Origin of the sequence: Streptomyces atriruber (genome assembly GCF_001418325.1) — a bacterium.
GTDB classification, from domain to species: domain Bacteria; phylum Actinomycetota; class Actinomycetes; order Streptomycetales; family Streptomycetaceae; genus Streptomyces; species Streptomyces atriruber.
The window spans coordinates 1-20,948 of sequence record NZ_LIPN01000141.1 but is presented as its reverse complement, the minus strand read 5'-3'; the positions used below and the strand labels follow the sequence as shown (position 1 = coordinate 20,948).

At 73.9% G+C, this 20,948-nt stretch carries 17 protein-coding genes; 4 read left to right on the top strand and 13 right to left on the bottom strand.

The window, feature by feature from the left end; translation table 11 throughout:
* Both AOK03_RS44035 and AOK03_RS16145 read right to left on the bottom strand, forming a co-directional pair.
* Positions 1-1,143: AAA family ATPase (locus tag AOK03_RS44035; protein WP_055565958.1), on the bottom strand; the 1,143-nt coding region annotated here is incomplete at its 3' end.
* Positions 1,144-1,169: 26 nt separating this feature from the next.
* Positions 1,170-2,867, bottom strand: coding sequence for a VMAP-C domain-containing protein (locus AOK03_RS16145; RefSeq protein ID WP_055565957.1), 1,698 nt, complete (start codon positions 2,865-2,867; stop codon positions 1,170-1,172).
* 300 nt (positions 2,868-3,167) lie between these two features.
* On the opposite strand from AOK03_RS16145, the gene AOK03_RS16140 reads away from it, so the two are divergent.
* Positions 3,168-6,863, top strand: a complete 3,696-nt coding sequence (locus tag AOK03_RS16140; RefSeq protein ID WP_055565956.1) for a S8 family serine peptidase — start codon at positions 3,168-3,170, stop codon at positions 6,861-6,863.
* Between the two features lie 96 nt (positions 6,864-6,959).
* Here AOK03_RS16140 and AOK03_RS16135 read toward each other — a convergent pair whose 3' ends face one another.
* Entirely contained in the window at positions 6,960-8,417 is a 1,458-nt protein-coding gene (locus AOK03_RS16135) for an acyl-CoA synthetase (RefSeq protein ID WP_055565955.1), read from the bottom strand.
* 218 nt (positions 8,418-8,635) lie between these two features.
* On the opposite strand from AOK03_RS16135, the gene AOK03_RS16130 reads away from it, so the two are divergent.
* Together AOK03_RS16130 and AOK03_RS16125 are read left to right on the top strand one after the other, a co-directional pair.
* Positions 8,636-11,071 carry a glycosyltransferase gene (locus AOK03_RS16130; RefSeq protein ID WP_079074752.1) on the top strand — a complete coding sequence of 812 codons (2,436 nt, stop codon included), beginning with the start codon at positions 8,636-8,638 and terminating at the stop codon, positions 11,069-11,071.
* Complete coding sequence (locus tag AOK03_RS16125) at positions 11,068-12,336, top strand: acyltransferase family protein (protein ID WP_244177634.1); 1,269 nt, start codon at positions 11,068-11,070, stop codon at positions 12,334-12,336. Before AOK03_RS16130 ends, AOK03_RS16125 begins: the two co-directional genes overlap by 4 nt.
* A 378-nt stretch (positions 12,337-12,714) precedes the next feature.
* On the opposite strand, the gene AOK03_RS16120 is transcribed toward AOK03_RS16125, so the two are convergent.
* The 5 genes from AOK03_RS16120 to AOK03_RS44025 form a co-directional block, all read right to left on the bottom strand.
* Positions 12,715-13,794 (bottom strand): YeiH family protein, encoded by a 1,080-nt coding sequence (locus tag AOK03_RS16120; RefSeq protein WP_055565953.1) that lies wholly within the window; start codon positions 13,792-13,794, stop codon positions 12,715-12,717.
* Complete coding sequence (locus tag AOK03_RS16115) at positions 13,794-14,363, bottom strand: cysteine dioxygenase family protein (protein ID WP_055565952.1); 570 nt, start codon at positions 14,361-14,363, stop codon at positions 13,794-13,796. Before AOK03_RS16115 ends, AOK03_RS16120 begins: the two co-directional genes overlap by 1 nt.
* 102 nt (positions 14,364-14,465) lie before the next feature.
* Entirely contained in the window at positions 14,466-15,371 is a 906-nt protein-coding gene (locus AOK03_RS16110; protein WP_055565951.1) for a LysR family transcriptional regulator, read from the bottom strand.
* A 79-nt stretch (positions 15,372-15,450) separates the two neighbouring features.
* Positions 15,451-16,275, bottom strand: coding sequence for a hypothetical protein (locus AOK03_RS44030; protein WP_055565950.1), 825 nt, complete (start codon positions 16,273-16,275; stop codon positions 15,451-15,453).
* A gap of 4 nt (positions 16,276-16,279) precedes the next feature.
* Positions 16,280-17,164: a serine/threonine-protein kinase gene (locus AOK03_RS44025; protein ID WP_244177633.1), complete on the bottom strand. Its 885-nt coding sequence runs from the start codon at positions 17,162-17,164 to the stop codon at positions 16,280-16,282.
* A gap of 170 nt (positions 17,165-17,334) precedes the next feature.
* Between AOK03_RS44025 and AOK03_RS16095 the strand changes: the two genes are divergently transcribed.
* Positions 17,335-17,649, top strand: a complete 315-nt coding sequence (locus tag AOK03_RS16095; protein ID WP_157868959.1) for a hypothetical protein — start codon at positions 17,335-17,337, stop codon at positions 17,647-17,649.
* Positions 17,650-17,658: 9 nt separating this feature from the next.
* On the opposite strand, the gene AOK03_RS16090 is transcribed toward AOK03_RS16095, so the two are convergent.
* From AOK03_RS16090 to AOK03_RS16070, 5 genes are all read right to left on the bottom strand, one after another.
* Positions 17,659-18,252, bottom strand: coding sequence for a hypothetical protein (locus AOK03_RS16090; RefSeq protein WP_425264384.1), 594 nt, complete (start codon positions 18,250-18,252; stop codon positions 17,659-17,661).
* Positions 18,242-19,045, bottom strand: a complete 804-nt coding sequence (locus tag AOK03_RS16085) for an FkbM family methyltransferase (protein WP_055565947.1) — start codon at positions 19,043-19,045, stop codon at positions 18,242-18,244. The genes AOK03_RS16090 and AOK03_RS16085 overlap by 11 nt, the downstream gene beginning before the upstream one ends.
* Positions 19,046-19,058: 13 nt before the next feature.
* Entirely contained in the window at positions 19,059-19,286 is a 228-nt protein-coding gene (locus AOK03_RS16080; RefSeq protein WP_055565946.1) for a Trm112 family protein, read from the bottom strand.
* On the bottom strand, positions 19,283-20,191 hold the full coding sequence (locus AOK03_RS16075) for a hypothetical protein (RefSeq protein WP_055565959.1): 909 nt from the start codon (positions 20,189-20,191) through the stop codon (positions 19,283-19,285). The genes AOK03_RS16080 and AOK03_RS16075 overlap by 4 nt, the downstream gene beginning before the upstream one ends.
* A 14-nt stretch (positions 20,192-20,205) precedes the next feature.
* Positions 20,206-20,948, bottom strand: a 743-nt coding sequence (locus tag AOK03_RS16070) for a class I SAM-dependent methyltransferase (protein ID WP_055565945.1), incomplete at its 5' end; no start/stop codon positions are given.

Sequence of the window (20,948 nt, the reverse complement as noted above, 5' to 3'; positions counted from 1 at the left end):
GCGGCCGGTGTCGGCGGCCGCCGACAGATAGGGCATCAACTGCTGTGCCAGTTCGTCCCGCGAGGCGGCGTCGAGGCCCGCGGCGCCGGTCAGGTAGATGGCGTTGAGCAGCTGGTCGGTGGCGAGTTCGCCGCCGGTGCCGCGTTCCAGGAAGCGGGCGATGAGGCCGCGGGCGTAGGCGTCGGGCTCGCCGAGGTGGGCCCGGACGATCTCCTCCAGGTGCTCGTCGCGCGGCTGGCGCAGGCGCAGGGTGACGCAGCGGCGCAGGAAGGCGGGCGGGAACTCGCGCTCGCCGTTGCTGGTGAGGACGACGAAGGGGAAGGCGCGGCAGCGCACCCGGCCCTTCTCGACCGTGACCGGGGTGTCCGTGCCGTCGGTGAGGAGGGTCGCCCGTGGGGTGCGCTTGGCGACCCGCAGCAGCTCGGGGATCTCGTACTGGCCCTCCTCCAGGATGTTCAGGAGGTCGTTGGGGAGGTCGAGGTCGCTCTTGTCGATCTCGTCGATGAGGAGGGCGCGGGGGCGGGCGTAGGGCAGGAGGGCGGTGCCCAGCGGGCCGAGCCGCAGGTGGTCGGCGACGCCCGCGCGGTCCACGGGGGCGGCCGCGCCCTCGCCCGGGGTGTGCGGGGTGTGGGGCGTGCGCGGGGCGACCGGCGCAGCCTGCACGTGTGGCGCACCCTGCGTGTGCGGTGCGACCGGCGTGTGCGGTGTGCCCGGTGCGTGCGGGCGGGGCCTGGCGTCGTCCCGTGCGGCCCGCCCGGCCGCGTACAGGCGGGACAGCGGGTCGTACTGGTAGAGCGCGTCGTGCAGGGTGCTGCGGCTCGTGATGTTCCAGCGCAGCACCGGGCCGAGCCGCAGCTCACGGGCCACCGCGTACGCCAGGCTCGACTTGCCGCTGCCGGGCGGGCCCGTGACCAGGAGCGGACGCCTCAAATAGAGCGCCGCATTGACGAGTTGGACCGCCTGGTCGGTGGCGCGGTAGGTGCGGGCCCGGTGGGCGCGGTCGGGGGACGTGGTCGCGCCGTCGTCCGCCGGTGTCTCCAGGGCGGGGCCGCCGTCGAAGGCACGCCACGGCGGGGGCGGCGGCAGGTCGGTGATGCCGTCGTGGGGCGCTGTCCTGCCGGTGTAGACGGGCCACTTGCTCATGCGGGGTCTCCGTGGGGTGCGGGCGCTCAGCGGGTGACGGGGGAGAGCTGCGGGGCGGCGGCCGCGTCGGGCAGGCAGCGGGGGTCGTCCCACAGGAGCTGCACGTCCCTGGCCCAGTGCCGGTCGGGGGCGTCGGACGCCTCGGCGCTCTCGCGCAGGGCGAGGACGTGGCGGGGCAGCTCGGCGGGTGGCAGGCCGTCCAGGTACCCGGCCAGCTCGTCCAGGAACTCCGTTCCGGCGCAGGCCTCCGCCGGGTCGTGGTCGCCGCACTCGCACCCGGTGCGCGGCCACACCAGGATGGGTGCGGGCGCGTTCAGCGAGGCCTCGAAGTGGGGGCGGACGCGGGGCGCGGTCGGCGGCGCGGCGAACCCGGCCAGGTCCGCCTCGTCGCGGCGGAGCAGGAAGCGGAGCCTGCCCGGCTTCTCGCTGGTGCCGCACTCGACGCGGTGCAGCGTCGCCGACGCCCTGCCGCCGAGCCGCTCCCACTTGCGCGCGAGCTGGTGCCGCAGGCCGCCGGTGCGCCGGGAGCGCTCGGTCACGACGAGGGGGTAGTGGCAGCCGAGCGGCGTCGGGTCGGTGGCGCTGCGCTGCCAGTTCGCGACGGGCCAGTTGAGCCACTCGCGGGGCAGCGCGAAGGCGATCAACTCGTCCGAGCCCGGCGGGACGTGGCAGAAGGCCTTGTCGATGTGCTCCTGGACGTGGGCCCGCAGCTCGCTCCTGTGCAGGGTGCGCGAGTCGACCGGGTGGCGGCGGCCCCCGCGGTGGGCGGAGACCGCCACGAGGACCTGATCGGCGTCGCCGCCGCTGTGCTCGATCTCGATGAGGATCGGGACCCAGTCGGGGCCGGACGCCGAACGGGGCGCGTCGGCGGGCCGTGGCGGGGCGTCGAGCAGCGCGGCGAGCCGGTCGGCGAAGCGCGTCGCGGCATCCGGCTCCGCGACCTCCCACAGCAGATACCAGGCGGCGGCCCACAGGGACTCGAAGCCGCCCTCGGGAACCGGCGGGCCGAACGGCCCCGCGGCGTCCAGGTACAGCCGCTCCGGATTGCGGGCGAACTCGGTGTCGGTGGCCTTCCCGACCAGTTCGCGCAGGCGCTCCGCGGTCGCCGCCGGGTGGGACGGCGTACGGACCAGTTCGGCGAGGCCGGGCCAGTAGCGGGACATGACGGAGGTGGGCAGCATCCGGCCGCTGAGGACGTCGGGCGAGCCGTCCGCCGCCGCCAGCATGCCGACGACCTGCCCCGTGTCGGCGAGGGCCACCGCGGCACCGCTGAACCCCGGCGCGAGCCGCTGCCCGTGGGCGCTCCACGCCTCCAGCTGGATCCACTCGTCCGCGATCAACTGGGCGGCGGTGGCGCGGTATTCGACGATCGTGCCCTCGTCGTACCCCTGGGGGAAGCCGTACGCGATCAGGCGCGGCCGCGGATCTCCGTACGCGTCCTCGGGCGCCGCGAACTCGGCGGGGGCGACCGGCACAGGGCGGTCCAGCTCCAGCACCGCCAGGTCGCCGGGGTCGTCGTGGCGGCCCTGCCAGCCGCCGTGGCCGGTCACCGCGGCGGGGACGGGGGCGAGTCCCCTGTGGTGCGGGAAGGTGACGGTGACGGGGTGGCCTTCGCTGTCGCGGACGACGTGGGCGCAGGTGAGCACGGACCGCTCCGAGACGAGGAAGCCCGCGCCGACCTCGCCGCCGCAGTCGATGCGGACGTGCCAGGAGGCGTTCTTCATAAGGCCTCACCGCGCGGCGAACTGCCCATGGCGCACCCCCGTTGAGCCAGTCCGGTCACCGCGATCCGGACGCCCGGATCCGGTTCCCGTATTGTCGCGGACGGCGTGTGCGGCTGTCACCCGCCTTTGTGGCGCCGACGGGCCGTCCTCGGCGGTCCGCGACGGGTGGCCCCTGGCGGATAGTCGCCCTGGCGGCTTCCCGCCACGTCCCGTCAACTCCCCTGCACCGTACGGCCCCTGACACTCTTCGCAGCACTCGGGCACCACCCCCGCCCGGGTCCGACGAAGAGAGGCAGCCTCATGACCAGAGCCCCCGCGCGGCGAAGAGCCGCGCTCGTGGCCGCCGCCGGTCTCGCGTTCGCCCTGCTTCCCGGCGGGCAAGGAGCCGTGGCCGACGACGCGCCCGGCCGCGCCACCGGCGCCACCCGCACCCCCGATGCCACCCGCACGGCCGACGCCACCCACACCGTCACCCTGATCACCGGTGACCAGGTCACCGTCACCCGGCTCCCCGGCGGCCGGCGGACCGTCACCGTCGACCGCCCCGCCGGGGCGAGCGGCGCGGTGCGCAGTCAGGTGGCCGACGGACACGTCACCGTCGTACCGGACGAGGCGCGGCCATATCTGCGCTCCGGCGTCCTCGACGAGCGGCTGTTCGACGTGACCGAGCTGATCCGGCAGGGCGTCGCCGAACGGGGCAGGCCGACCGCCGGGCTGCCCCTCATCGTCACGTACGACAAGAAGGCGCGGGCCACCGCCCGCCAACTGCCCGAGGGCGTCGAGAAGGTGCGCCCCCTGGCGAGCGTCGACGGCCTCGCCGTCACCGCCGGGAAGCCGGACGCCCTGTGGCGGTCGCTGAAGAGCGAGGCGTCCGGCATCGACAAGGTGTGGCTCGACGGGCGCGTCGAGGCCGACCTGGCGCAGAGCAACGCGCAGATCGGCACCCCGAAGGCCTGGGAGGCCGGGCTCACGGGCGAGGGCGTGAAGGTCGCCGTCCTCGACACCGGCGTCGACGCCGGGCATCCGGACCTGAAGGGGCGGGTGGGCGAGAGCAAGAGCTTCGTCCCGGGCGAGGAGGTCGCCGACCGCAACGGACACGGGACGCACGTCGCCTCCACCGTCGGTGGCAGCGGCGCCGCCTCCGAGGGCGACAAGGAGAAGGGCGTCGCCCCCGGCGCCTCGCTCGCCGTGGGCAAGGTGCTCAGCAACGAGGGCTTCGGCAGCGAGTCGGAGATCATCGCGGGCATGGAGTGGGCGGCGAAGGACGTCGACGCCAAGGTCGTGTCCATGAGCCTCGGTTCGCAGGAGGCCAGCGACGGCACCGACCCGATGGCCGCCGCCGTGAACTCCCTCTCCAAGGAGACCGGCGCCCTCTTCGTCGTCGCCGCGGGCAACACGGGCGCCCCCTCCTCCATCGGCTCGCCCGGCGCCGCCGACTCCGCGCTGACCGTCGGCGCCGTCGACTCCGGCGACGAGGCCGCGTACTTCACGAGCCAGGGCCCGCGCGCCGGAGACCACGCGCTCAAGCCCGATCTGTCGGCGCCGGGCGTCGACATCCTCGCGGCCCGCTCCCAACTGGTCGGCGGCGAGGGCTTCTACACCGAGATGAGCGGTACGTCGATGGCGACGCCGCACGTCGCGGGCGTCGCCGCCCTGCTCGCCGAGCGGCACCCCGACTGGACGGGCGCGCAGCTCAAGGACGCCCTGATGTCCGGCTCGAAGCAGCTCGACGCATCGGCGTACGCGCTGGGCGCGGGGCGGGTGAGCGTGCCCGACGCCGTCGACGCGCAGATCACCGCGACCGGCAGCGCCGACCTCGGCTTCTACGGCTGGCCCTACGAGGACAACGAGCCGGTCGAGCGGACCCTCACCTACCGCAACTCGTCCGACAAGGCCGTCGAGTTGAGCCTCGCCGCGCGGGGCGCCGCCGACGGCGTCGTCGCGCTCGCCGACTCCACCCTCACCGTCCCGGCCCACGGCACCGCGTCGACCACCGTCACCGGGGACGGGGCGAAGGCGCCCGTCGGGAACACCAGCGGCGCCGTCGTCGCGAGCACCGGCGGCGAGCAGGTCGCGCACACCGCGTTCGGCCTGGTCAAGGAGGAGGAGCGGTACACGCTCACGGTCCATGTGAAGGACCGTGACGGCGCCGCGGCCCCCGCCGACCTCGTGGTGCAGCAGCTCGCCGAGGGCACCGAGCCGTTCCCGGCCGCCGTCGACGGCTCCGGCACCCTGAAGCTGCGCCTGAAGCCCGGCACGTACGCCCTCTCGACCTTCCTGGACGTGCGCGGCGGCAAGGGCGGGGACTCCCTCGGCCTCGGCTTCCTCGCCGACCCGCAGATCCGCCTCGACCGGGACCGCGCGATCACCCTGGACGGGCGGAAGCTGCGCGAGATCAAGGCCGACGTCGACCGGCGCACCGAGACCCGGCAACTGCTCATGGAGTACGACCGCAAGGCGGGCGGCGCCGACCTCATGGGCGCCGTGCAGGTGCCGGTGAAGTACGACAGCATCTTCGCCGCGCCCACCGCGAAGGTCACCGAGGGCAGCTTCGAGTACCGCACCGTGTGGCGGCTCGGCAAGCCCCTCGTGGACGTGAAGGGCCTGCGCGAGGCCGTCGCCCAGCCCGGCGGGACGATCGCCGAGGGGCGCAGCAGGTGGGCGCTGGTGGACGCGGGCGACGGCACCCCGGCCGCCTACGAGGGCAAGGACGTCCGCGGCAAGGCCGTCGTCGTGCGCCGCACGGACGCGGTCACCCCGGCGCGGCTGGGGCAGGCGGCGCAGGACGCGGGCGCCGCGGCGCTGTTCGTGACGGACGACCGGGCGGGGCGCCTCAACGCCTGGTTCGGCACGGACGACAACGGCGACCGGCCGCTGCAGATCGCCACGGTCGACGCCGCCGACGGGGCCCGGCTCGTCGCGGCCGCGAAGGCGGGCAGGAAGGCCGAGAGCACCGGAACGCTCAACACGCCCTATGTGTACGACCTTTCGGACGGGCACGCGGGGGCCGTCCCCAGCGGCGATCTCACGTACGAGCCGACGAAGCGCGAACTCGCCGTGGTGGAGAGCAAGTTCCACGCGGTGAAGCCCGCGGCGGGCGGCGAGTACCGCTACTCGATCACCGACGCCTTTCCCGTCGGCCTCGGCTTCCAGGAGAAGATCGACTATCCGGCCGAGCGCACGGAGTACGTCTCCACGGGCAAGGGCCAGCTGTGGCACGAGTCCGTCTCCACCGGACCGGGGGCGCTGGAGGAGCGCAGCGGCCTGGTCGCCTACCGGGGCGGCAGGCGCACCGGCCTCGACTGGTTCAAGCCGGTCCTGCACCCCTGGCTCGGCACCGGACTGGGCTGGGGCCAGACGCGCAGCGGAGACGACCTGGAGTTCAACGTGCCCGGCTGGGGCGACTCGGGCCCCGACCACACCGGCTTCGGCGACGTCTGGAACGAGGACTCGATGACGCAGGTCAGCGAGGTCTTCGTGGACGGAGTGAGCGCCGACCGGCGCAAGAGCTCGGGCGTGTACGTGTGGGACGCGGACCCCGCCGAGCACACCTACAAGGTCGTGACCGACACGACCCTGGATCCGGGGCGCTGGCAGCTCGCGACGGCGGGCCACGCGGAGTGGACCTTCAAGTCGAAGCGGACGCCCACGGACCGGAAGACCTTCCTGCCGCTGCTCAACCTCGGCTTCGACGTGGACACGGACCTCGCGGGCGCGGTGCGCGGCGGCCGGACCGTCGACGTCGGGATCTTCGCCGAGTACGTGAAGGGCGCGGCCGGCACCGGCACGGTCGGCGGCGGCAAGCTGTCCGTCTCGTACGACGAGGGGAAGACGTGGCAGCCGGTCTCCCTGGACCGGGACGGCAGGAAGGCGTCGTGGGACGGGAAGCTGAAGGTGCCGGGCGGCGCGAAGTCCGTCTCGCTGCGGGCCTCGGCCAGTGATGACCGGGGCGGTTCGGTGTCGCAGGAGATCGTTCGGGCGGTGGGGGTGAAGTAGCGGGCAGTCGCTTCGTTCCGCGGGCCGCGCCTCCCCGTCCCCGGGCGGGAAGGCGCGGCCGCCCGCCGTTGGGCAGGGCGATGCCGCGTGGGGTGATCAGGGCCCGGCCAGGGCCCGCTTCATGATCTTGCCCATGTCGTTGCGCGGCAGGGATTCCAGGTGGCGCACGACGCGCGGCCGCTTGTGCGGGGCCAGGCGGGCCGCGACGTGGTCCGCCAGCTCCGCCGCGGACGGCGGGGCATCGGCGTCCGCGGGGACCACCCACGCCACGATCCGCTCGCCCAGGTCGGGGTCCGGCTCACCGGTGACCGCGGCCTCCCGCACCCCCTCGTGTTCGAGCAGCGCGTTCTCGATCTCGCCCGCGCCGATCTTGAAGCCACCGCTCTTGATGAGGTCGGTGGCCTTGCGCCCGACGATGCGCACGTATCCGTCGGGGTCCCGCAGCGCCATGTCGCCGGTGCGGAACCAGCCGCCGGGCGCGAAGGCCCCCGCGGTCGCGTCCGGACGGTTCAGATACTCCGTGAAGAGGTTCGGGCCCCGCACCTGGATCTCGCCCACCGCCTCCGGGTCGTCTGCCGCCACCTCCTCGCCCGCCTCGTCCACCAGACGCAGCTCGACACCGGGCAGCGGCACGCCGACCGCAGCCGCGCGAGGCTCCCCGTCCGCCCGGACGCTCGTGTTCATCAGGGTCTCCGTCATGCCGTACCGCTCGATGACGCGGCGGCCCGTGGCGGCGGCGATGCGCTCGTGGTCGTGCACCGGGAGCGCCGCCGAGCCCGAGACGAGCAGGCGCGCCCCGGCCAGCGCCTTCGCCAGCTCCGGGTCGTCCGGCAGGGCCTCGGCGATCCGGTGGTACATCGTCGGCACCCCGAACAGCATGGTCGCCCCCGAGCCGAGCTCGCGCGTCACGCCCTCGGTGCCGAACCGGCCGAGGTGCCGCACGGAGCCGCCGCGCCGCAGCGGACCCAGCGTGCCGAGGATCAGGCCGTGCACATGGAAGAGCGGCAGACCGTGCACGAGGACGTCGTCGCCGGTCCACTGCCAGGCGTCCTCCAGGGCGTCCAGCGTGGCGGCGATCGCGCGGCGGGGCAGGACGGCGCCCTTGGGCGGGCCCGTGGTGCCGGAGGTGTAGACGATGAGGGCGGGGGACTCGGGGCCGCGTTCGCCGGGCGGGCCCACGGGGTGGTCCCCGCCGTCCTGCCGCACGTCGACGTCGACGTCGTGGCGGTCCAAGGCGGCCAGGGCGGGCGGCAGTTGGGCGCCGGGCTCGGTGAGCACCAGGGAGGGGGCGCTGTCGCGCAGGATGTGGGTGAGCTCGGAGTCGCCCGACTTCGGGTTGAGCGGCACGGCCGGTACGCCCGCGAGCAGCGCGGCGACCACACCGACGGCCGTCTCCAGGGAAGGCGTCGCCCAGACGGCGACCCGCCCCGCGTCACGCAGCCGCAGCGCCAACGACCGCGCCGTCGAGGCCAGTTCGGGATAGGTCAGCGAGCGGTCGCCGAACCGGAGGGCCTCACCGCGCGCGGCGTCCAGGGCCGGGAAGAGGGGATCCACGTCTCGTACTCCTCGTTGTCTGCTCGGGCGGTGCAGAGGCTGTGCAGTCTCTGCACCGGGGCGTAATGAGAGTGTTACGCCCCCGAAGGTGCGGTGTCACAGTGATCGCTGAGGCTGAAGTGACCATCAGCCGTTCACACGTTCACCTACACGTGCGCGACGCGCACGCCAGAAATCCGGTCCTCCCCCCACAATCCGAACAGGATGGGACCACCTTCATGTCCGATGTCCTGAGGCGTCCCGACGCCTCTCCACAGGTGCTCATACCGCACCAGTCCACCACCCCCGACCCCGCGCCGACGGGCCACCCCCACGTGCTCGCGGTCGGCGCCCCCGGCCCCGACCGGGAACAGCTCACCCGCACCCTCCGCCTCACCGGCCACGAGGTCACGCACGCCGTCCCCGGCGACGTGCACCGCCAGGTCAGGCAGGCGCCGCCCGACGCGATCGTCGCCCTGGACGACGGACCCGACGGCCGCGCCCAGGGCCGTGACGTCATCAGCGAGGTGCGCGCGGACCCGGCGGGCCAGGCGCTCCCGCTCGTCATGGTCACCGCGGCGCGCACCCCCGCGACGGTCGCCGAGCTCCTGCGGCACGGCGCCGACGACTGCGTGACGGAGGCCTTCGACCCGGAGGAGCTGTCCGCCCGCATCGCGGCCAAGCTGCACCGGGTCCCGGTCCCCGCCGACCAGTTGCTCCTCGACCCGCGCACCGGCCTGTACTCGGCGCCGCACTTCATGGCCGAGCTCGACCGCGAACTCCAGCGGCCCGCCGCCGCCCGGCGCGGCGGCGTCCTCGCCGTGGTCCGCGTCGCCGAGACGGAGGCCCTGGAGACCCGCCTCGGGCCGCGCGTGCGGCGCGAGATCGCCGAGCGGCTCGCCCAGGTCGGGAACGGGGCGTCCGCCGCCCGCGCCGAGCCGGGCACCGGCGGCAGGCTGGGCAGCGTCTGCGACCGGCTCGGCTGGGACGAGGAGGGGCGCCTCCTCGTGCTGATGCCGGGCGTCGACGAGGAGACGGCGACCGAGAGCCTGCGCGAGTTCGCGGACTCCGTCGCCGGCACGCGGTTCGTCGTCGCGGACGAGAACGTCCGGCTCACCCCGGCGGTCGGCTGGACCCCGCTCACCGCCTGCACCGGCAAGGGCGCGAGCGCGCTGGCCGCCGAGCGGGCGCGGGACGCCGCCGAGGAGGCCCTGCGCCACCGCGACCTGCGGCCCGTGCGCTACGAGCCGTGGATGCGGACCGCCGCCGCGCACGGTCACCGCCGCGCGCGGCCCGGCCTGCGCGGCCTGCTGTCGGCGGTGGCGCCGCTGCTCTCGCCGGTCCTGATGCTGGCGCTCGGCGTCGGCGTGCCGTTCCTGCTCTACCAACAGGCGTACGCCATGGGCTGGGACGCGGCGGCGGTCGCGTACTGGGTGGTCGTCGCCGGTCTGGTGACGTCCGCCCTGCTCATCGTGCTCGAATGCCTCTTCTCGCTCGACGCGAAGCCACGTCCCGAGACGCCGGGGCAGCCCTACCCGGCGGCGAGCGCGGTCATCGCCGCGTACCTGCCGAACGAGGCGGCGACCATCGTCGACACCGTCGAGTCGTTCCTGCGCCTCGACTATCCGGACGAGCTGGAGATCGTCCTCGCGTACAACACCCCGCACCCGCTGCCCGTCGAGGAGACGCTGCGCGACATGGCGCGGCGCGACCCGCGCCTGGTGCTGCTCCCGGTGGCGGGCAGCACGTCCAAGGCGCAGAACCTCAACGCGGCGGTGACCCGGGTGCGCGGCGAGTTCGTCGGCATCTTCGACGCCGACCACCATCCGGCGCCCGACGCGTTCCGGCACGCCTGGGACTGGCTGTCCAACGGCTACGACGTGGTGCAGGGCCACTGCGTCATACGCAACGGCGAGAGCTCCTGGGTCGCGAAGCTGGTGGGCGTCGAGTTCGAGGCGATCTACGCGGTCAGCCACCCCGGCCGCACCCGGCTCTACGGCTTCGGGGTCTTCGGCGGCTCCAACGGCTTCTGGCGCACCGACCTGCTCGCCAGGACCCGCATGCACGGCTCGATGCTCACCGAGGACATCGACTCCACGATGCGCGCCCTCGGCGCGGGCGCCCGCATCGCCACGGACCGCACCCTCATCTCCCGCGAGCTCGCCCCGACGATGCTGAAGCCCCTGTGGAACCAGCGCTCGCGCTGGGCGCAGGGCTGGCTCCAGGTCTCGCTCGAACACCTGTGGCGCGGGCTGCGGTCGCCGGTGTTCACGCGCCGCCAGAAGGCGGGCCTGTTCGTCCTCCTCGGCTGGCGCGAGGTCCAGCCGTGGCTGACGCTGCAGATCCTGCCGATCCTGCTGCACGCGGCGTGGCGCGCGGGCGGCGCGGACCGGCTCGACTGGGCCGTGCCCGTCTGCCTGATCGCGGCGGCCGTCACGATGTCGGCGGGCCTGGCGCAGGCGGCGTTCGCGTGGCGGCTCGCGGTGCCCGAACTGCGCCGCCGCAAGAGCTGGTTCTGGCGCTACCTCTTCGTGTCGACGTTCTTCTACACCCACTTCAAGAACATGGTGGCGCGCGCCGCCCACCTGAAGGAGGCGCTCGGCGACCGGCAGTGGCGCGTCACCCCGCGGGCCGTCGCCGCCGCGGGGACGGCCGGTACGGGAGGGGGTTCGTGACCTCGCTCGTCACCACCGGGCCGACGGCGCCGCCCCGGGCCCCCGAGCGCCGGGAGCCGCAGGCCCGCGGCCGCGCGCTCGAACTGCAGGGCTTCCGGGGCCTGGCCGCGCTCAGCACGGTCGTCTTCCACGTCTGGCAGCAGTACTACACCTACGACGCGGCGGGCTCGCACCCGCCGGTCGACAACCCGTACGTCGGGGCGCTGCTCTCCCTCGAAGTGATCGACCTCTTCTTCGTGATGTCGGCGTACCTGCTGACGCTGTCGTACGCGCGAGCGGCCATCGACGGCAAGGAGGGCTCGGTCAGGCCGGGGCGGGTGTTCCTCTTCCGGCGCGCGGTCCGCATCCTGCCGCTGTACTTCCTCGCGGTCCTCGTCGTCTGGTCGACGCGCAACCCGACCCTGCCGGGGGACTGGCGCGACCTGGTCGAACACCTCACGTTCACGCACGTCTTCGACCGGGAGCGGATCTTCTACACGCTGGGCCCGACCTGGTCGCTCTCCCTGGAGGTCGCCTTCTACCTGGTCCTCGTGGCGCTCGGGCCGCTCGCGGTGCGCGCCTGCCGGCGGCTGCGGACCCGGCGGGCCAGGGCGGCGCTCTGTGCGGCGGGGTGCGGGGTCCTCTTCGCCGTCCCGCTCGTGTGGATCTCCTGCGCGCGCTACGTCTTCGACGTGCCGCACACCGACTGGCCGGTGTACTTCGGGCCGCAGGCCCGCTTCGGCGGCTTCGCGGCGGGCATGGCGCTCGCCGTCCTGCTGACGGCGCTGGGCGACGACCGGGGCAGGCTGCGCGCCCGATGGGCGAGCGCCCTGTCGGCCGTGGCGCTGGGCGGCCTGCTCACCCTGTCGTACCTCTCCGACCCGGAGAACCCCGCGCAGACCTTCTACCACCCGATCGCCGCCGTCTTCTGGTTCGCGTTGCTGTACGCGACGCTCCACATCCGGCACCGGGAGCGGCAACGGGTGCGCTGGCACGGCCTGTTGCGGGCCCGCTGGGTCACGGGCGTGGGGCTGATCAGCTACAGCCTCTACATCTGGCACGAGCCGGTGATGCTGCGGCTCGACGAGTCCGGGCTGCTGCCGTCGGCGCAGGCGGGCTTCCCGGTCGCGGTGCTCGTCGTGGTCCTCGTGGCCCTGGCGGTCGGGACGGCCAGCTACTGGTTCGTGGAGTATCCGGCGGGTCTGCTGGGCCGGGCGAAGGACGGCAGGGGCCGGGCGAGGGAGTTCTACCCGGGCGCGGAGAGGGATGCCACCACGGTCCGCTGAACCGGCACCGCGGTTCGCCGGACCCGGACACGCACAAGGCGACGCCGCCTCCCCGTGGGACTGGGGGAGGCGGCGTCGCCGCGATGCGGTACGGGTGACGTCAGACCAGCCAGCCGAGGAAGTGGGCGAGACCGGCGACGACGTCAGTGATGAGGTTCATGGTGGTGCTTCTCCTTGTGGGACTTCAGGGAACAACTCCCCAGCCCTGTATGGGACATGGACCGGGGGCGCGGTCACGGTCTGCAGCCCGTCGCTTGCGCACCGTAAGCATCGTCAATCACGGGCGCCCCGCGCAATTCCTGGCGCGACGATCACCTGTTCCAGGGAACAACTGCCCAGTCGTTCGGATCGGTTGTTCGTATCGCCGTCCCTCCGGAGTCAGTACGTCAGCAACACACCCACGTACGAGATCCCCGCGATCACGCCCCACGAGACGAGCCCGAGCGCCGCGACCCGGCCGCCCGTACGCGTCAGGGATGGCAGGTCGACCGCGCTGCCGAGCCCGAACAGGGCGGCGGCCAGCAGGAGTTCCTGCCCGGTTCCCGCGGCGTCGATCGCCCCGCCGGGCAGCCACCCGGTGGTGCGCAGCGCCACCATGGCGAGGAAGCCGACCACGAAGAGCGGCACCAGGGGCGGGCGCTTGGTGCCCGCGGCCCCCTCGGCGGAGCCGCGCCCCTGCCGACGCGCTCGTACCGAGAGGGCCACCGCCGCGACGAGCGGCGCGAGCAGGGCGACCCGCATCAGCTTGACCAGGACCGCGTCGCCCAGCGCCCCCGCACCCGCGGTCTGCGCGGTCGCCACGACCTGGCCCACGTCGTGCACGCTCGCCCCGACCCAGCGCCCGAACTCCGCGTCGCTGAGACCCAACGGATGCTGCAGCAGCGGCAGTACGGCGATCGCGAGCGTCCCGCACAGGGTCACCAGTGCCACCGAGGTGGCCGTGTCCCGCTCGTCGCTCTCGGACACCTCGCTGACCGCGCCGATCGCGGAGGCGCCGCAGATCGAGTAGCCGGTGGCGATCAGCAGCGGCTGGTCGCCGCGCAGCCCCATGCGGCGGCCCAGCCACCAGGTGCCGAAGAAGGTGACCGCGACCACGCAGAGCACCATCGCGACCGATGCCCAGCCGAGCCCGAGCACGTCGTCCAGGCTCAGCTTCAGACCGAGCAGCACGATGCCGACCCGCATCAGCCGCTTGCCCGCGAACGTCAGACCGGCCTTGCCGGGGCCGCGCACGAACGCGTGCGCCGCGCCCGGCAGATGGGCCGCGGCCATGCCGAGCACCACGGCCGCGGTGAGCATCGGGATGCCCGGCACGAGGTGATGCACGCCCCAGGCGACGGCGATACCGGCCGCAGCCAGCGCCAGCCCCGGCAGCCCCCGCGGAGAGCTCCGCGGGGGCGTCGCGGACGGGACGGGACGGTTGCGGGACCTTCCGGTGCGCTCCCCGAGCAGCGCCATTACCGGTCGGCCGGGAGCTCGTACACCCGGCGGACGCTGCTGCCCAGGCGGGCTATGTCCGCGCCGTAGACGTGGATCGATATCGCGAGCGTCCCGCACGCGTTCCACACCCGGTGGATGTCGCCGGGCGGCGCGAAGCCGCACACCGAGCCCTGCGGGTTGACGACGTCCTCCGTGGCGACGAGGCGTGCGGCGCCCCCGGGCCCGGCGGCGGGCACCAGGCGGTAGCGCCGCTCCTGCTCCTCGCCCTCGTGCACACCCGTGACGCACCACGACACGTGGTCGTGGACGGAGGTCCGCTGCCCCGGCAGCCAGACCAGCGCCACGACCGAGAAGCTGCCGTCGTGCTCGGCGTGCAGGACATGCTGGCGGTAGTGCTCGGCGTCGCCCTCGCGCTGTTCGTCGGTCAGCAGGTCGGCGGCGCCGAGGTGGGGGGCGAGCCGCTCGCCGACCAGGTACGCGGTCAGGTCGGGAGGCAGGCCGCGCCCCACGGCCTCGCGCACGTCGGCGACGAGGGTGTCGAGGCGCTCTGTGGTCCGGGCGGCCCGGTACGCGGTCGGGGTCGTCATACGGGCAGCGTCGCGCCGCCCGATCCATCACGTCCAACGACAGTCTTTTGGCAACCCCCCAACTTCCGCTTATGGGAGGAGCGTGGCGGAGGGAGCCGGTGATCAGCAGCCGACGCGGTTGGCGGCCACGGTCCTCAGCTCGTCGAGGACCAGGGCGGTGGCCGGGATCCGCAGATGGTCCTTGAGGACGTACGCCGACACCTTGCGCCGCGAGGCCGGGTCCAGGGCGCGGCCCGTCACCTTGCGGTGGCAGAGGAAGTTCAGGACGAGGCCCGGCATCATCGCTATGCCGAGCCCCTCGGCGACCAGGCTCTGCACCACCAGGTTGTCGTCCGTGGTGAACGCGATCTCGGGCGCGAAGCCCAGTTCGGCGCACTCGTGCAGGAAATTGGCGCGGCAGCGCGGGCAGCCCGCGATCCACCGCTCCTCGGCCAGCTCGGCGAGCTTGACCGAACGCTGGCGCGCCATGCGGTGCCCGGACGGCAGCAGCACGGTCAGCTGGTCCTCCATCAGCGGGATCTCCGCCAGCTCCTGAGGCACCTCGTCGTGCAGGCCGGGATACGTGAAGGCGAGCGTGATGTCGCACTCGCCGCGCACCACGCGCCGCAGCGACTCGGGCGGCTCGTCCTCCAGGAGCTCCACGCGCACGCCCGGGTGCCCCGAGGAGAGCCGGGCCAGCGCCTCCGGGATGAGCGTCGCGTTGGCGCTGGGGAACGCGCAGACCCGGACCCGTCCCGAGCGCAGCCGCGTGATCGCGTTCATCTGCTGCTGGGCGGCCGAGATGTCGTCCAGGATGATCCCCGCGTGCCGCGACAGCGCCTCGCCCGCCTCGGTCAGGCGCATGCGGCGGCCGACGCGGGTGAACAGCGGGGTGCCGACGGACCGTTCGAGGGCCTTCATCTGCTGGGTGATCGCCGGCTGGGTATAGCCGAGGGAGCGGGCGGCCGCCGAGTACGAACCGGCCCGGACCACCTCGTGGAACGTCTTGATGTGCCGCGAATCGAACACCGCTGAATCATAAGCAGATGTTGGAGGCGGCGAACAAGGCCGGGGTCCGGCTTTTGCCCCGGCGGCAAGGGGGCGGGCGTCACGGAGCGAAGGACTCCACGGCCTTGTCGAAGTGGCGCTTGCCCGTGGCCTGCTTGCCTGCCGGGGCCGAGACCCACAGGTCGTACATCTTGCCGCCCTCGTCCCAGCTGATGTCGTACGTGACCCGGGGGCCGCCGTCCGCGGCCGTGCCGTCCCACGTGAAGACCCAGAGCGCGGCGGGGTGGCCGTTGTGCGTGGTCTCGGTGACCGAGCCGCCCCGGTAGCCGGGGTAGTCCGACGGGCCGTCCTCGTGGGCCCGCCGCATCACGGCGAGCGGGCCGTCCGGGTCCTTGGCCTGCGGGTGGATGCCGACGCGGTACGTCTTGCCCGTCGAGTAGTAGTAGACGCGGGGCGGCTCGGGGGAGCGGGTGAAACCGCCCGGGAGCGAGAGGGAGAAGCCCGCCGGGTCGGTCACCGTGCGGTAGCCCGTGGGTTCCGGTTCGCCGCCACCACCGCCGGACGCGGGCCCGTCGCCGGTCGGCTTCGTGGGGGCGGTCCCCGCCTCGTCGCCGTCGGCGCCGGTGTTGTCGCGCTTGCCGGGGGAACGGGTCTTCCCGCCGCCGCGGGGCGGCTCGGGCGACTTGCTCCCGGTCGGCCTCGCCCCGGTCTTCTCCGGCTCGGGCGACCGCGGTTCCTCCCGCACCTGCTCCGCCGGGCCCGCGCCGTCCGCCTTCTGCTCCGACCCGCTGTCGCCCTTGGTCAGCAGCCACACGCCACCGCCCACGCCGCCCGCGGCGAGCACCGCGACGAGGACGCCGCCGAGCACGGAGACCCGCAGCCGTCCGCCGCGGCGCCGGGCGGCGGGCGGGGCGCCGAGCACCACGGGGTCACCCGCGCCGCCGCGGGGCCGCCGGAGCGGGCGCCGGTGTGTGCGCCACCGTGGGCAGCCCCTCCTGCGCCAGGAAGTCCCGCAGCGCCCGCTCGGTCTCGTCCGCGCCGAACCGCCGCTCGGGGTCGCGTTCGAGCAGGCCGCGCACGACGGGCAGCAGCGGCCCCGCGGACTGCGGCGGGCGGATCTCGTCCACCACCACGGCGTGCAGCACCCCGGCCACCGAATCCCGGTGGAACGGCGACTCGCCCTCGACCGACGCGCACAGCAGCACGCCCAGCGACCACAGGTCCGACTCCGGCCCCGTGTGCCGCCCCGACATCCGCTCGGGCGCGGTGTACTCGGGCGACCCCACGAACGCCCCCGTCCGGGTGAGCGTCGTCTGCCCGGCGACCTGCGCGATGCCGAAGTCGGAGAGCACCACCCGGTCCGTGCCCGACTCCAGCAGGACGTTGGCGGGCTTCAGGTCCCGGTGCAGCACCCCGGCCGCGTGGGCGGCGCGCAGCGCGGCCAGCAGGGCGAGGCCGATCCGGGCCGCCTCCGCGGGGGTCAGCGGGCCGTTCGCGGTGACGCGGTCGGCGAGCGAGCAGCCGTCGATCAGCTCCATCACCAGCCACGGCTGCTCGTCGTGGCGCACGACGTCGTGCAGCACGAGGATGCCGGGGTGCTTCACCTGGGCGACCGAGCGCGCCTCGCGCAGCGTCCGCTCCCGCTGCCGCTCGGCGTCGAGCTCGGAGAGTCCGGTGTCGACGTGCAGTTCCTTCACGGCGACGTCCCGGCCGAGCAGTTCGTCCTGCGCCCGCCACACCGTGCCCATGCCGCCGCGTCCGAGCCGCGCCGCGATGCGGTAGCGGCCGGCTATCAGTTCCCCCGTGCTTGCCATGGGCGCATCATACGAACTTCCTTTGTCTGAACAGCAGTTGGGCCTTTCGGGTGGAGGTGTTCTGACGGTTCCGGGGGGACGGTGAGGGGAGTGTGAACGGCGCGCGACCGCGCCCGGGCCGCTCCCGCGCGCCGGTTACGTGTGGTGTGTGATCCGTTACTTTTAGCGACATGAATCGACGACGCATGACCATGGTGGCCAGGACGACCAAGACGCTCGGCGTGCTCGCGGCGGCCGCGGCGCTCGCGCTCTCCGTGCCGACTTCGGCGTACGCGGCACAGGGGATCCTCAACATCAACGGCCAGAACTACGAGAATCCGAGCGGTTGCTACGGGGTCGACTGGTTCCCGACCTCGGTCACCAACAACACCGACGCCATCGCGGAGGTCCACTCCGGCCCCGACTGCGGCGGCCCGGTCGAATGGCTCGTGTACCCCGGCGAGACGTACCACACGGAGACCGCACGGAGCGTCTTCATCCTCTGAGGTCCCGTCTCAGTCGCGGCGGCCCACCCGCTGCAGCAGCCCCCAGGTGAACTCCGCGACGCAGTGCCGCCGTTCACCCTCCGCGTCCATCGCCTCGAACGCGAGGCCCCATCGCGTCGGCGCCGTCCCCTCCATGGGGCGCGCCGGCGCGAAGGCGCGGGCGGCCTCGTCGACCGTGCACGACCAGGGGGTGAGGTCGTCGAGCGTGCGCAGCTCGGGCCCGGGCGCACCGGGCGCGCGCACCAACCACTCGTTCCACACCGCGCCGTTCGGCGCCCGCAGCACCTCGAAGCGCAGGTCGGGCCAGAGCGGCACCGGCCACAGCAGCGCCTCGCACTCCAGGTCGCCGATGCGGCGGCGGACCGTCGCCTCGGGCGGGCCGAGGACCGAGCGGTACCGGGAGACGGCGCCCCGCCCCCGCGAGGACCGGGTCATCGCCTGCCAGCGGCGGTTGGCCTCCCGCATGTCCGCGACGGAGACGCCCAGCGCGTGCCGGGCGTTCTCCACCAGGTCGCCGTTGTGGTCGGCCATCCGACGCAGCAGGACCAGCTGGAAGTCCAGCGCGGTGAACGGGCCGGGGGCGGGGGAAGAGCTAGCGGGCATGCACCCCATCGTCGCGCACCGCGAGCGCTCCCGGGCGGTGCCCGTCGGGAAGGAACAGGACCGAGTTGACGTACCGCGGACGTCTCGGCGTGAGGACCCGCCGCAGGAGGCCCTGCGACACGACGTACGAGGTGCCGGACTGGTGCGTCTCCAGGTCGAACGCGTCCAGCGGCAGCCAGCTGTCGTGCGGCAGCACCCAGCCCCGGTAGCCGTGGTGGCGGGTCAGCAGCTCCACGATCGGGGCGATCGGCTGGATCCGTGACTCCAGCTCCAGGAAGATCGCCGGACGGTCGCGGGCGATCAGCTCGCGGGCGCCGCGCAGCACCTGCAGCTCGTTGCCGTCCACGTCGATCTTGACGAAGTGGACGTCCCGCAGGCCGAGGCTGTCCAGGGTCAGACACGGCACGTGGACGGCCACGTCGTGGATGTCGCGGCGGACGAGCGACGACACGCCTCTCTCGCCGCGGTCGCCGCGCGGCAGCCAGAGCCGGGCGGTGCCCGGCCGGTCCGTCGCCGCGGCCTGGATCACCCGGACGTTGCGGGGCGTGCTGGCGGCCAGCAGCCGCGCCAGGTGCGGCACCGGCTCGACGGTCACCACGCGGTGCGCCCGCGAGGCGAGGCGGCGCGACCACGGGCCGTACCAGCCGCCCACGTCCACGGCGGTGCCGCAGCCCGGCGGGCAGAGATCGGCGAGCCGTCCCAGCTCCGGCTCGAAGCGCGGATAGACCAGCCGCGCCAGGGAGGCGATCAGACGGTCGGGGACGTAGGGCGCCACTCGGGCGGCGAAAGTCATGCGCACCCCCTCGTCACGGGGACATTCGCTTGAGCAGTTGCTCGTGCTCGTCCTCCGGGACCTGCTCACCGGAGGAGGGCAGCAACTGCGGTATCCCGTCGACGACGGGATACCGGCGCCGCAGCCGCGGGTTGTACAGCGACTCCTCCGGTACGAGGGGTTCCGCCGCGGCGAGCAGGTGCAGCGGGCCTTTGTCCAGCGGGCACGCGAGGATTTTCAGCAGCGGGTCTTCGGGGTTCATCCGCTGGTCAACTCCTTGGGAGCGGTCGAGGGCCGGGGAGATGCCGCGTCGTGCTTCGGCATGGCGAGGAGGACGGAGACGGCGAGGACCGTGCCCGCGATGCGCAGCGTCAGGCGCACCGGCTCGTGCGGCAGCGCCTCGCCGAACGCCAGCGTTCCGAGCACCGCCGTGAACAGCGACGTCACCGTCGTGCACACGGGGACGATCAGGGACGCCCGGCAGCGCTGCAGGGCCGCCTGCGACATGATCAGGCCGAACGCGCCGGTGAAGAGCAGCAGGTAGGGGTAGGGCGAGCGCAGCAGATCGCCGATCGCGCCGCCGATGTCCTCCGTCGTCAGGTAGCTGGAGACGCCCTTGATCGCGAGCGAGCTCACCCCGTACAGCAGCCCCACCGCGACGCCGTACTCGACGCCGGCCGTCGGCATGCGGTGCCGGTGCCTGGCCCGGCGCTCCGCGGAGCCGTACAGCCAGACCCCCGCCGCGAGCGACGGCAGGCACACCGTGAGGATCAGCGGCACGGGCGCGCCGTGCCCGACCGTGTCGCTGTCCTCGCTGAGTGAGAGGACCACCATGAGCAGCGCGATCAGGATCCCGCCGACCGCGTACCGCTCGCGGCCCGAGGTGCGCTCGCCCAGCAGGACGGAGGACAGCAGCAGGAGCAGGACCAGGCCGGACACGAAGATGCCCTGCGCCGCGGCGATCGGCAGCGTGCGGTACACGGCCAGCTGTGCGCCGAAGCCCGCCGCCAGGGCCAGCGAGCCGCCGATCCACAGGGGGCTGCCCAGCACCTGCCTCAGCAGCCTCGCGGGGTTGCGGACGCTGACGGACGGCATCGCCGTCAACGCCCGCTTCTCCAGGACGAATCCGGTGCTGTAGAGCAGGTTCGCGATCAGTGCCGCGGCCACGCCCCACCACATGATCAGGCCTTTCGGGCGTGCAGCAGGAGGATCGAGGACGCGCTGGGCACGGCGCAGGCCAGTCGGTCCAGGGCGCGCAGCGGGCGTGGCACCCCGTGGAAGGGCGCGCCCGACAGGCGGACGACCTCGAAGCCGGAGGCGGCCACGAACTCGCGCAGGGCGCGCGCCGTGTACAGCCGCAGATGCCCCACGACCTCCTTGCCGGGGCGGCCGTGGATCGCGCGCAGGCTCACCTCGGAGAAGACCGGCTGCACGCCTGCGAGGAGCAGGCCGCGGTTGTACCAGGCGGCGAGGTTCGGGGTGGACAGCATGAGGTGCCCGCCCGGCCGCAGCACCCTTCTCAGCTCGTCCAGGGCGCTGTCCGGGTCGACCAGGTGCTCGACGACCTCGCTGAACAGCACGGCGTCGGCCGCCCCGTCGGCGAACGGCAGCCCGCCGTCGGAGAGTTCACCGCGCACCACGTACGGCAGGCGGGCGTGCGCGCGCTTCAGGGCGTCCTGCGACCAGTCGACGCCGACCACGCGGTGGCCCGCGAGGAGCGGCGCCGCGGTCGCGGCCGCCGTGCCGTCGCCGCAGCCGATGTCCAGGACCGTGGCGGTGCGGGCGGTGGCGGGGCCGAGCGCGGCGGCGAGGATGCGGGCCTGGCGGATGCTGCGGGCGTCGCCCGACGCGACGGGGACGGCCGGGTTCTCGTAGAAGTCCCGGAGGCCCTTGGGGCGTTGGGTGGGTGTGGGTGTGGGTGTGG